An 11,742-nucleotide genomic window follows, 5' to 3' on the forward strand; every position below is an offset into this window, starting at 1 on the left:
GCTGCAACTCCTGGGCGGGCGAGAGGTGCTGGCCCACACCGAAGTCCGGGGACTCCTTGATCAGCGACTTGTCGTACGGGACCCGCAACTCGTCGCCGGCGAACTCGCTGGTGGTCAGCGGGACGAACGCGTCCCGGCCGAAGATCCCGGTCCGCACCGCAGCCCACTCGGGCTCCCCGGTCGCGTCGTCGAGATACACCTCGTCGACCGTACCGATCTTGTCACCGTTCCGGTCGACCGCCTTGTGTCCGATCAGGTCGCGCGGATCGATATCGGTCTGCACGCTGTCCTCCAGTCCGCCTGCTCCTGACTAGGCCGTCGAGGGGGCGGTCGGAGGAGCTGGCCGCCCGCCACTTCACACGAAAAGCCATCAATCGGACGTAGGCGACCCGGGCGCCGCCGTCCGGGGAACGGCGGCGCGGACCGGCCGCCCCTGGCCCGTGATCCGCGGGAATCTCGCTGGTACCCTGGGCGGCGACCGCCGAGCCCGCTCGGGAGAGTCCCTGGGCCCGCCGCAGCGGGCGGCCAGGGCGCCGAAGGAGCAACTCCTCCCCGGAATCTCTCAGGCACCCGTACCGTGTGGGACAGGTCACTCTGGAAAGCAGGGCAGGACCGCCGGCGCGGGAGCCGACGGCACCACCCTCACCGACGGTGCAAGCCGACGGGTGGCCCTCCGGGCCGCCCGTGCGGGCGAAGCTCTCAGGTCCCGATGACAGAGGGGGAGGCCTGTCGGGTTCGTGCGCTCAAGGTCCCCGCCGCCCAGCGGCGGTGCAGGCCGGTCGGCGCCCGCACCCCAGCCGGTCATCGACCAGGAGGCCTCGACCCCCATGAACGCCCAGCCGACCCACGGTCGCCGCAGCGACGCCACCCTCGCCGAACTCGAGCTGGCCAGCCCCTTCGAGACCCGCCACATCGGCCCCGACGCGGCCGCCCAGGAGAAGATGCTGGCCCACGTCGGCTACGCCTCCCTGGACGAGCTGTCCGACGCCGCCGTGCCCGACACCATCAAGAGCCTCACCGCGCTCGGCCTGCCGGCCGGCCGCAGCGAGGCCCAGGTGCTCGCCGAACTGCGCGAGCTGGCCGACCGCAACCAGGTCCTCACCTCGATGATCGGCCTCGGCTACTACGGCACCTTCACCCCGCCGGTGATCCTGCGCAACGTGCTGGAGAACCCGGCCTGGTACACCGCCTACACCCCGTACCAGCCGGAGATCTCCCAGGGCCGCCTGGAGGCGCTGCTCAACTTCCAGACCCTGGTCTCCGACCTGACCGGCCTGGACACCTCCGGCTCCTCGCTGCTCGACGAGGCCACCGCCGCCGCCGAGGCGATGGCGCTGGCCCGCCGGGTCACCAAGGTCAAGGGCGGTGTCTTCCTGATCGACGCCGACACCCTGCCGCAGACCGTCGCGGTGATCGAGACCCGCGCCGTGCCGACCGGCGTCGAGGTGGTCGTCGCCGACCTCTCCGACGGCATCCCGGCCGAGATCGCCGAGCGCGGCGTCTTCGGCGTGCTGCTCCAGTACCCCGGCGCCTCCGGCGCGGTCCGCGACCTCGCGCCGCTGATCGAGCAGGCGCACGGCCTCGGCGCGGTCGTCGCGGTCGCCGCCGACCTGCTGGCGCTCACCCTGCTGAAGTCGCCGGGCGAGCTCGGCGCCGACATCGCCTGCGGCACCTCGCAGCGCTTCGGCGTTCCGATGGGCTTCGGCGGCCCGCACGCCGGCTACCTGGCCGTGCGCGCCCAGTACGCCCGCAACCTGCCCGGCCGCCTGGTCGGCGTCTCGGTCGACAACGACGGCAACCGCGCCTACCGCCTCGCCCTGCAGACCCGCGAGCAGCACATCCGCCGCGAGAAGGCCACCAGCAACATCTGCACCGCCCAGGTGCTGCTCGCCGTGATGGCCTCCATGTACGCGGTCTACCACGGCCCCGACGGCCTGGCCGACATCGCCCGCCGCACCCACCGCTACGCCGCCGCCCTCGCCGAGGGCCTGACGGCCGGCGGCGTGGAGCTCGTCCACGGCGCGTTCTTCGACACCGTCACCGCCCGCGTCCCCGGCCGCGCCGCCGAGGTGGTCGCCGCCGCGGCCGAGGCCGGTGTCAACCTGTACCAGGCCGACGCCGACACTGTCTCGATCTCCTGCGACGAGACCACCACCCGCGAGCACCTGGCCGCCGTCTGGGCGTCCTTCGGCCTGAAGGACACCGCGGTCGCCGAGGCCGCCGACACGCTGCCCGCGGCCCTGCTGCGCGAGGACGAGTACCTCACCCACCCGGTCTTCCACAGCCACCGGTCCGAGACCGCCATGCTGCGCTACCTGCGCCGCCTGTCGGACCGCGACTACGCGCTGGACCGCGGCATGATCCCGCTGGGCTCCTGCACCATGAAGCTCAACGCAACCACCGAGATGGAGCCGGTGACCTGGCCCGAGTTCGGCCAGCTGCACCCCTTCGCCCCCGCCGAGCAGGTCCAGGGCTTCCTCAGCCTGATCCACGGCCTGGAGCAGCAGCTGGTCGAGGTGACCGGCTACGACGCCGTCTCCATCCAGCCCAACGCCGGCTCCCAGGGCGAGCTGGCCGGCCTGCTCGCCGTCCGCGCCTACCACCTGGCCAACGGCGACACCCAGCGCGACGTCTGCCTGATCCCGTCCTCCGCGCACGGCACCAACGCCGCCTCCGCCGTGATGGCCGGCATGCGGGTCGTCGTGGTCAAGACCCTGGTCGACGGCGACGTGGACGTCGAGGACCTCAAGGCCAAGATCGAGCTCCACCGCGACCAGCTCTCGGTGCTCATGGTCACCTACCCGTCCACCCACGGCGTGTACGAGACCGAGATCACCCAGATCTGCGCCCTGGTGCACGAGGCCGGTGGCCAGGTGTACGTCGACGGCGCCAACCTGAACGCCCTGGTCGGCCTCGCCAAGCCGGGCAAGTTCGGCGCCGACGTCTCGCACCTGAACCTGCACAAGACCTTCTGCATCCCGCACGGCGGCGGCGGCCCCGGCGTCGGCCCGGTCGCAGTCCGCGAGCACCTCGCGCCGTACCTGCCCAACCACCCGCTGCAGGCGGAGGCCGGCCCGGCCACCGGCGTCGGCCCGATCTCGGCCGCCCCCTGGGGCTCGGCCGCGATCCTGCCGATCTCCTGGGCGTACGTGCGCCTGATGGGCGGCGAGGGCCTCAAGCGCGCCACCCAGGTCGCGGTGCTGAACGCCAACTACATCGCCAAGCGCCTGGCCCCGCACTACCCGGTGCTCTACACCGGCCCCGGCGGCCTGGTCGCGCACGAGTGCATCATCGACCTGCGCCCGCTCACCAAGGAGACGGGCGTCAGCGTCGACGACATCGCCAAGCGCCTGATCGACTACGGCTTCCACGCCCCGACCATGTCCTTCCCGGTGGCCGGCACGCTGATGATCGAGCCCACCGAGTCCGAGGACCTGCACGAGATCGACCGGTTCTGCGCCGCGATGATCGAGATCCGGGCGGAGATCGAGAAGGTCGGCTCGGGTGCCTGGCCCGCCGAGGACAACCCGCTGGCCAACGCCCCGCACACCGCCGCCACCATGGCCGGTGAGTGGGAGCACGCGTACTCGCGCCAGGAGGCGGTCTTCCCGGCCGGCGTCAACCCGGCCGACAAGTACTGGCCGCCGGTGAGCCGGATCGACGGCGCGTACGGCGACCGCAACCTGGTCTGCTCCTGCCCGCCGCTGGACGACTACGGCGTCTGATCCACGGCGGCCCGGGCCACGGCGCCCGGGCGGCACGCGGAAGGGCCCCGGAGGATGCGATCCTCCGGGGCCCTTCCGGTCGTCACCCAGGCCGGGGCCGCCGCTCAGGCGGCGAAGGCCAGCGGGCGGTGCGGGGCGATCACCCGGCCGTCGGGCAGCAGTTCGCCGGTGTCCTCGAAGAGCAGGACGCCGTTGCACAGCAGGCTCCACCCCTGGTCCGGGTGGAGCGCGACGGGGACGGCCGCCTCGCGGTCGGGGGAGTCGGCGGTAGGACACTCAGGACGGTGCTGGCACATCGTTGTACCCTCGCTTCGGTCGCGATCCACACCCGCCGCACGGCCACCCCCCTGGGCGCCGCCCTGCCGGCGGATCCTGCCGGCCGGTCCAGGTGTGAACCGGCCGCGCAACGGGTAGGACAGCAGGTCCTCCGTGCTGGTTCCCAGTGTCGGCCCCCGGTGGCCGCCGCGCAGCCATTTCGTGACGTGCGCCACAGATCGGAACCGTAGACCACCCGACCGGCGGCCGTCGTCGCTCCCGGAATGCCGGACGGGCCATCGTCCACTGACCCGAACCGGTCAGTGGGCGATGGCCCGTTGGGGTGGTGCGGCGGACGCGGCCCGCCGGACGCGGTCAGGAGCCGCCGAGCAGGGCCGGCGCGGCCACCGGCGCACGGCCCAGCGCCCCGAGCAGTTCGGCGGCGGTGTACACCCGGTGCGCGGTGACCCCGACCGGGGCCGGCGCGAGCGGGATGATCAGATCCTCGGCGGCGGACGGGCCGTGCAGCCACAGGGCCGTGGCGTAGTGGCCCGGCATCGACAGCAGCCGAGGCTGGTGCTGGGCGTGTGCCGCGTGCGCGAGCTGCCAGGCCTGCCGCAGGGCGCGCAGCGTCGAGTCCGGGTAGGGGCCCGCGGTGAAGTGGGAGAAGCTGTGCCCGGCAGGGGTTTCGACCACCTCGGCCGAGGCCGCGAACTCGCCGGCCCCGTTCTTGATCAGGAACCGCCACCCGGTGCGCCTGGCCTCGGCCGGACTCGCTCCGGGCCGCTCCAGCACGTACACCGCCAGGGGATGGACGGGCAGCAGCGGGCCGGGGCCGTGGCGCAGGACGGAGGCGGCCGGCTGTCGGAGCCCGGCCTCGGAGTCCAGGGCGGCCAGGACGGCGCGCAGGGCGCCGGGCGGGGGCTGAGGGGTCTGCAGGGTCATGGTGAGTCGCCTCTCCGTGCGAGATCGGCGTGCGAGTGCGGCATACCGGCATGGCGTCGATGTGGCGGGGCCTGGGCCGTGTCCGGTTGGGCATGATCGCGGTGCGTGCGCGGGCCCGCCGTCGACCAGCCGGTGTCGGCTGAGGGGTCGAATGCGGGCGACCGGGCCGGGGCGCAGTGCGAATTCTACTCGAACAGGTGCGCAGGGTGACCTTCTTATCACGTTCAGTGGCGTGGTGCAAGTTGGGGTGTTGCTGAAAGAGGGTCAGGAATCTTGTCCCGACGGCACGTTCGAACGGCCGGGCTATCGATCTTCCGGATGGGCATATTGCTTGCACCGTCGACCGAGGGGGAGGGGAGGACCCATGGGCGAGAAGGTCGTGGCGACCCGCGCGGAACTGTCCGACCGGCAGCTGTACCGCCGCAAACTCCAGTCCTGTCTGGACGTGCTGGAACGGATGCTGCGCGAGCAGCGGTTCGACCGGCCGCGGGCCATGATGGGCCTGGAGATCGAGCTCAACCTGGTGGACGAGCAGGGGCTGCCGGTGCTGGGGAACTCCCGGGTGCTGCAGTCGATCGCCTCCGCCGACTTCCAGACCGAGCTCGGCCAGTTCAACGTGGAGGTCAACATCGCGCCGCGGCGCCTGGGCGGCCACGTGCTGGAGGACCTGCGCGAGGAGATCGACACCGGCCTGCGGTACGCCGACCGCAAGGCGGCCGAGGTCGGCGCCCGGATCGTGATGGTGGGCATCCTGCCGACGCTCGACCTGGACCACACCGGTCTCGAGGCGATGTCCCACAACGACCGCTACACCCTGCTGAGCGACCAGATCCTGGCCGCCCGCGGCGAGGACATCGCCCTCGACATCGAGGGGGTGGAGCACCTCGCGGTCGAGTCGGTCTCGATGGTCGCGGAGGCCGCCGCCACCTCGCTGCAGCTGCACCTGCAGGTCACCCCCGAGCGGTTCGCGCCGGTGTGGAACGCGGCCCAGGCGATCTCCGCCGTCCAGTTGGCGCTCGGCGCCAACTCGCCCTTCCTGTTCGGGCGCGAGCTGTGGCGCGAGACGCGCCCCGTTCTGTTCCAGCAAGCCTGTGACACCCGTTCGGCGGAGCTCAAGGCGCAAGGAGTGCGCCCCATAACCTGGTTCGGCGAGCGCTGGGTGGACTCGGTGCTCGACCTCTTCGCCGAGAACCTGCGCTACTTCCCGGCCCTGCTGCCGATCTGCGACGACGAGGACCCGGCCAAGGTGCTGGCCTCCGGAGGGGTGCCGAGGCTCGCCGAGATGCGGCTGCACAACGGCACCATCTACCGCTGGAACCGCCCGGTCTACGACATCGCCGACGGCGTCGCCCACCTGCGGGTGGAGAACCGCTGCCTGCCGGCCGGCCCGACGGTCGCCGACACCCTGGCCAACGCCGCCTTCTACTACGGGCTGGTCCGGGTGCTCGCCGAGCAGCCCAGGCCGGTCTGGAACCGGCTCCCGTTCGCCCGGGCCGACGAGAACTTCCAGACCGCCGCCCGGTACGGCATCGACGCGGTGCTGCACTGGCCGGGCCGCGGCCGCGCCGGGCGGGCGGTCGCCCCGGTGGCCGCCACCGACCTGGTCCTCGGCGAGCTGCTGCCGCTGGCCTACCAGGGCCTGGACGAGTGGGGCGTCGAACCGGCAGACCGGGACCGTTACCTGGGGATCATCGAGCAGCGCTGCCTGCGCCGGACCAACGGCGCGTCCTGGCAGGCCGCCACCGTCCACCTGCTGCGCGAGCAGTACGGCATGGACCCGGGCGCCGCCATCGCCGCGATGACCCGGCGCTACCTGGAGCACATGCGCGGCGGTGAACCGGTGCACACCTGGCCGGTGGGCTGAGCGGGCCGGGCCAGTGCAGCACCGCGGCGGGGTCGGCGACCGGGCGCGGCGATCGGGGTCCGGCGGGGCGCGGCGCCCGGGACCGGGTTCTCATCCGGCTGTGGAAGGATGATCGGCCCGGAGACCGGTCGGGTCGCCGGGCCCCGCCGGACCACCTCCGCGGGGCGGGGTACCGCGCGCTGGAGACCAGGTGACGACCGCTTCGACCGAGCCCGACCCGCAGGCCGAGGAGGCCGCCGGCGCCCGCCGGCTGCTGGCCGTGGAGCTGCTGATCGTCCTGGGGCTGTCGCTCGGGGCCAGCGGGATCTCGTCCGCGATCAGCTTCGTGGGCTCGCTGACCGAACCGGCCGCGCTCGGCCACCAGGTGGCCGTGCTGAACGGTTCCCGGGCGCCCGGGCGGCCCTGGCTGGACCTGGCCTGGCAGCTGTTCTACGTCGCACGCGGCCTGATGCCGGTCGTCCTGGTCGGCTACCTGCTGGTCCGCGAGGGCAGCTCGCTGCGGGTGCTCGGCTTCGACCTCACCCGCAAGCTCTCCGACCTCGGCCGCGGGCTGGCGGTGGCCGCCGCGATCGGCGGCACCGGCCTCGGCCTGTACCTGGCCGCGCACGCCGCCGGGGTCAACCTGGCGGTGGCGCCGTCCGGCCTGCCCGACGTGTGGTGGCGGATCCCGGTCCTGGTGGCCTCCGCCTGGCAGAACGCGATCCTGGAGGAGGTGGTCGTCCTCGGCTACCTGGTCCGCAGGCTGCGGCAGCTGGGCTGGGCCTGGCCGTCGGTGATCGCGACCAGCGCGGTGCTGCGCGGCTCGTACCACCTGTACCAGGGGGTCGGCGGGCTGGTCGGCAACATGGTGATGGGCGTGGTGTTCTGCCTGCTGTACCGCCGGTGGGGCCGGGTGATGCCGCTGGTGGTGGCCCACGCGCTGATCGACACCGTCGCGTTCGTCGGGTACGCGCTGCTCGCGGGCCACGTCAGCTGGCTGCCCACCGGCTGAGCCAGGCCGGGGCCCGGCGGCGGGCGCTCGGCTCAGACCGCGGGCAGCGCCCGCAGGACGCCGTCCAGCACGGTGACGGCCCGTCCGGCCAGCAGCACCCGGTCGCCGGCCACCTCGCAGCGGACCAGCCCGCCGCGCGGTGAGGCCTGGTAGCCCGTCACCTTGGTCCGGCCGAGCCGCCCGGCCCAGTACGGCGCGAGCGCGGTGTGCGCGCTCCCGGTGACCGGGTCCTCGGGGATGCCGACGGCCGGCGCGAAGAAGCGGGAGACGAAGTCGTACCCGGAGCCCGGGTCGTCGGCGGGCGCGGTGACCAGGACCCCGCGGACCGGCAGCCGGGTGAGCGCGCCGAGGTCGGGCGAAAGCGCGCGGACGGCGTGCTCGCTGGGCAGCAGCACCAGGTAGTCGGCGAGAGCGCCGGTCTCGAAGGCGGCGAGCACCGGCCGGCCGAGCGCCTCCTCGACGCCGGGCAGGGTGTCCACCGGCAGGTGCGGGTTGGCGGGGAAGTCCAGGGTGATGGTGCCGTCGGCCTCGGGGAGCGCGCGCAGCAGTCCGCCGCGGGTGTCGAAGCGGACCCAGCCCTCACCGAGCAGGCCGTCCGAGTGCAGCGCGTGGACGGTGGCCAGGGTGCCGTGCCCGCACAGGTTGACCTCCTCGACGGGGGTGAACCAGCGCAGGCCCCAGTCGGCGTCGCCGCCGGGCAGCGGCAGGGCGAACGCGGTCTCCGAGAGGTTCATCTCGGCGGCGATCCGGCGCATCTGCTCGGGCTGCGGCCAGGCGGGTCCCTCGAGCAGGCAGACCGCGGCGGGGTTGCCGCTGAAGGGTCGGTCGGTGAAAGCGTCGATGATCCGGATTCGCATACGGCGAATCTATCCCTGACCGGTGCTTTTGCGACAATGCCAATCGGCATCGGGTGGCCTGGTCCCGGCCGCCGCCGTCACCCCGGGCCCGGGCCGCCGGCCCGCCCGCGCAGCAGGTCCGCCCGGTGCAGCAGGTTCGCCCGGTGAAGGAGGGCCGGCCGCGGCGGCCGGGCCAGCAGCCGGTCGACGTGCCGGCGCTGCAGGCCCTGTCCGGGATCGACCCGCAGCAGGGTCCGGTCCCGCCGAGGGAGGGCCCGCCGCCGCAGGCTGCCCGGGATGATGTCGTCGATCCAGGCGAACGGCCGGCCGTCGGCGTAGCGGACGATCGGCGCCCACTTGCGCCCGGAGAACAGGTCCAGCAGCGGGACCTCGGGGTCGTCCGGCTGCGGCACGTACCCGGTGAACCGGACCACGGGCAGCTCGGGCAGGCCGAGCCGCGGGGCGATGTGGAGGTTGGCCTGCTCCTCCCAGGTGGTGGCCCAGACCAGTCGGTAGTGCCCGGCCAGTTCACGCAGCCACTCGCCGTGGCGCTGCGAGAGCAGCACGGTGTAGCCGAGCAGCTGGTGGCGGTCGAAGTGGTCGTCCGGGTCCGGGTGGGCGGGGTTGAGGACCCCGTCGACGTCGAGGAAGAGCAGCGGGTCGGGCAAGGGCGTCCCTCCGTGGAGCGACTGTCGCCCGCAGGGACGGCCGTCGCGGCCGGCCGGTTCCGCCGGCCGGGGTCAGCCCAGGTGGCCCCAGAGGAAGCTCAGGGTGCGCTGCCAGGCGATCCGGGCCTGCAGGGCGTCGTAGTGGCCGTTCGGGTCCTCGTCGTTCATGAAGGCGTGGCCGGCCGGGTAGAAGTGGATCTCGGGCCGCCGGTCGGTGGCCTCGCCGATCCGGATCGCGGCCTCGTCGACGGCGGCCGGCGGGTAGGAGCGGTCCTGTTCGGCGTAGTGCCCGAGGACGTGCGCGGTGAGTCCGCGGTAGTCGAAGTCCCGGTCCCGGGGCAGGCCGTAGAACGGGACCACCGCGGCCACCCGGTCGCCCTGCTGCGCGGCCAGCACGAGGGCGAGCCCGCCGCCCATGCAGAAGCCGGCCACGCCGACCGCGTCGCCGACCACCTGGGGCTGCGCCAGCAGGAAGTCGACCGCGCCGGAGAGGTCCTGGGCGGCCTGTTCGGCGGGCAGTTCGGCGAGCATCCGGGCCGCCTCCTCGCGGTTGTGCGCGACGGCGCCGCCGTACAGGTCGGGGGCGAGGGCGACGAAGCCCTCGGCAGCGAAGCGGTCCACCAGGTCGGCGATGTGGCTGGTCAGCCCCCACCACTCCTGCACCACCAGGATGCCGGGGCCGACGCCTTTGGGCGGCAGTGCCAGGTAGCCGTGGGCGGTGTGCCCGTTGCTGGGGAAGGTGACGTTCTGCCGGGAACTGCCCATGACCTCTCCGTCGGGTGGGCCGCGTGCCGCGGCGGCCGGCGGGCGGCGGCTACGGCCCGCGGGTGCATGCTACTGATCGTGCGGCGCCGGTGTCCGGGATCCGCGCCACCCGGCCGACGGGGTGTCAGCCCATCTCCTCCAGCGCCTTGCCCTTGGTCTCCTTGATACAGAACGCGACGAACGGGATGGAGAGCAGCGCGGATACGGCGTAGATCACGTAGGTGGCCGACAGGTTCCAGTCGGCGAGGTCCGGGAAGGAGACGGTGATCGCCCAGTTGGCGATCCACTGCGCGGAGGCGGCCACCGAGAGGGCGAGCGCCCGGATCTTGTTCGGGAACATCTCGCCGAGCAGCACCCAGACCACCACGCCCCAGGAGAAGGCGAAGCAGAACACGAAGACGTGGGCGGCCACCAGCGCGACCGTCGCGTAGGTGTCGTCCAGGGTCGCGGTGTCGCCGGTGCCCTGCCGGAAGGAGAACGCCCAGGCGGCGGTACCCAGCGCCAGCGCCATGCCGGCGGAGCCGGCCAGTGCCAGCGGCTTGCGGCCGATCCGGTCGACGAGCGCGATGGCCACCACCGTGCCGACCACGTTGACGATCGAGGTGGAGAGGCTGATCAGCAGCGAGTTGCTCTCGTTGATGCCGACCGACTGCCACAGGAAGGAGGAGTAGTAGAAGATCACGTTGATGCCGACGAACTGCTGGAACACCGAGGCGCCGATGCCGACCCAGACGATCGGCAGCAGCCCGAACCGCCCGCCCAGCAGCTCCTTGAGCCGCGGCCGGTGCGAGGTGTTCAGGACCGCGCGGATCTCGGCGACCCGGGCGTCCAGGTCCACCCCCTCGCCCTCGACCTCGCGCAGCACCTTGCGCGCCTGGTCATCCTTGCGGTTGGCGATCAGGAAGCGCGGGGACTCCGGGATGGCCAGCGCCATCCCGCCGTACACCAGGGCCGGGATGGTCTCCACGCCGAGCATCCACTGCCAGGCCTGGACCCCGCCGAGGTGGTTGGTGGAGTCGCCGCCGGCGGCCTGGTTGAGCGCGTAGTTGGCGAGCTGGGAGACGGTGATGCCGAGCACGATGGCCAGCTGCTGGAACGACGCCAGCCGGCCGCGGTACGCGGTCGGCGCGACCTCGGCGATGTAGGTCGGCGCGATCACCGAGGCGATGCCGATCGCGACACCGCCGACCACCCGCCACACCGCCAGCACCTGGATGCTGGGCGGGAACATCGAGCCCACCCCGCTGATCGCGAACAGCACCGAGGCCAGCAGCATGGTGCGGACCCGGCCGAACTGGTCGGCCAGCCGCCCGGCGACCACCGCGCCGGCCGCCGAGCCGAGCAGCGCGATGGCCACCACGAACGCGGTCTCGCCGTTGCCGACGCCGAAGTGCTTCTGGATGCCCGTCACCGCACCGTTGATCACGGCGCTGTCGTAGCCGAACAGGAAGCCGCCCATCGCGGCCGCCGCCGAGATGAAGACCACGTGCCCCAGGTGGGCCTGGTCGGCGGGCTGGGGCTGGGTGGAGGTGGACAGGGCGAGCTCCCGGGATCCGGCGGCCCACCAGCTCGGCCGGGTGAACAGCAATCCGTGCCATTCCACCAGCACTCGGCCCGGATCGCGCGCCGTGGAGCTGACGGGTCGACAGGTCGCCGTCCGGCTCACCCGATCGGCCGGGTCCGGCGGGGCACC

At 73.1% G+C, this 11,742-nt stretch carries 10 protein-coding genes and 1 riboswitch; of the genes, 3 read left to right on the top strand and 7 right to left on the bottom strand.

The genetic code is table 11. The annotated features are described in order from the left end of the window. On the bottom strand, nt 1-283 hold a 283-nt coding region (locus AA75_RS50455), incomplete at its 3' end, for a PRC-barrel domain-containing protein (protein WP_033825436.1). Nucleotides 284-482: 199 nt separating this feature from the next. Further along, a riboswitch (glycine riboswitch) is annotated at nt 483-588 on the top strand. A 239-nt stretch (nt 589-827) separates the two neighbouring features. Between AA75_RS50455 and gcvP the strand changes: the two genes are divergently transcribed. Next, a complete protein-coding gene (gcvP, locus tag AA75_RS40220; RefSeq protein WP_033825437.1) occupies nt 828-3,725 on the top strand; it encodes an aminomethyl-transferring glycine dehydrogenase in 2,898 nt (965 codons plus the stop codon). 104 nt (nt 3,726-3,829) lie between these two features. Here gcvP and AA75_RS40225 read toward each other — a convergent pair whose 3' ends face one another. Both AA75_RS40225 and AA75_RS40230 read right to left on the bottom strand, forming a co-directional pair. Further along, nucleotides 3,830-4,021, bottom strand: a complete 192-nt coding sequence (locus AA75_RS40225) for a DUF5999 family protein (RefSeq protein WP_033825438.1) — start codon at nt 4,019-4,021, stop codon at nt 3,830-3,832. 334 nt (nt 4,022-4,355) lie between these two features. Beyond that, complete coding sequence (locus AA75_RS40230) at nt 4,356-4,925, bottom strand: hypothetical protein (RefSeq protein WP_033825439.1); 570 nt, start codon at nt 4,923-4,925, stop codon at nt 4,356-4,358. A 364-nt stretch (nt 4,926-5,289) separates the two neighbouring features. Here AA75_RS40230 and AA75_RS40235 point away from each other — a divergent pair, with 364 nt between their 5' ends. Both AA75_RS40235 and AA75_RS40240 read left to right on the top strand, forming a co-directional pair. Further along, entirely contained in the window at nt 5,290-6,789 is a 1,500-nt protein-coding gene (locus tag AA75_RS40235; protein WP_033825440.1) for a glutamate-cysteine ligase family protein, read from the top strand. A 190-nt stretch (nt 6,790-6,979) separates the two neighbouring features. Beyond that, complete coding sequence (locus AA75_RS40240) at nt 6,980-7,780, top strand: CPBP family intramembrane glutamic endopeptidase (protein WP_033825441.1); 801 nt, start codon at nt 6,980-6,982, stop codon at nt 7,778-7,780. A 32-nt stretch (nt 7,781-7,812) separates the two neighbouring features. Here AA75_RS40240 and AA75_RS40245 read toward each other — a convergent pair whose 3' ends face one another. The 4 genes from AA75_RS40245 to AA75_RS40260 form a co-directional block, all read right to left on the bottom strand. Beyond that, nucleotides 7,813-8,637: a PhzF family phenazine biosynthesis protein gene (locus tag AA75_RS40245; protein ID WP_033825442.1), complete on the bottom strand. Its 825-nt coding sequence runs from the start codon at nt 8,635-8,637 to the stop codon at nt 7,813-7,815. 77 nt (nt 8,638-8,714) lie between these two features. After that, entirely contained in the window at nt 8,715-9,284 is a 570-nt protein-coding gene (locus AA75_RS40250; protein ID WP_158515654.1) for an HAD domain-containing protein, read from the bottom strand. A 72-nt stretch (nt 9,285-9,356) separates the two neighbouring features. Further along, nucleotides 9,357-10,049: a dienelactone hydrolase family protein gene (locus AA75_RS40255; RefSeq protein WP_033825443.1), complete on the bottom strand. Its 693-nt coding sequence runs from the start codon at nt 10,047-10,049 to the stop codon at nt 9,357-9,359. A 124-nt stretch (nt 10,050-10,173) separates the two neighbouring features. Then, on the bottom strand, nt 10,174-11,586 hold the full coding sequence (locus AA75_RS40260) for a sugar porter family MFS transporter (protein ID WP_233289408.1): 1,413 nt from the start codon (nt 11,584-11,586) through the stop codon (nt 10,174-10,176). Between the last annotated feature and the right edge of the window lie 156 nt (nt 11,587-11,742).

It is taken from the genome of Kitasatospora sp. MBT63 (assembly GCF_000710465.2).
GTDB lineage: Bacteria > Actinomycetota > Actinomycetes > Streptomycetales > Streptomycetaceae > Kitasatospora.

Coding starts and splice junctions, on each gene's coding strand:
- AA75_RS40230 (WP_033825439.1), bottom strand. CDS start 4,925: ATGACCCTGCAGACCCCTCAGCCCCCGCCCGGCGCCCTGCGCGCCGTC.
- AA75_RS40235 (WP_033825440.1), top strand. CDS start 5,290: ATGGGCGAGAAGGTCGTGGCGACCCGCGCGGAACTGTCCGACCGGCAG.
- AA75_RS40255 (WP_033825443.1), bottom strand. CDS start 10,049: ATGGGCAGTTCCCGGCAGAACGTCACCTTCCCCAGCAACGGGCACACC.
- gcvP (WP_033825437.1), top strand. CDS start 828: ATGAACGCCCAGCCGACCCACGGTCGCCGCAGCGACGCCACCCTCGCC.
- AA75_RS40225 (WP_033825438.1), bottom strand. CDS start 4,021: ATGTGCCAGCACCGTCCTGAGTGTCCTACCGCCGACTCCCCCGACCGC.
- AA75_RS40245 (WP_033825442.1), bottom strand. CDS start 8,637: ATGCGAATCCGGATCATCGACGCTTTCACCGACCGACCCTTCAGCGGC.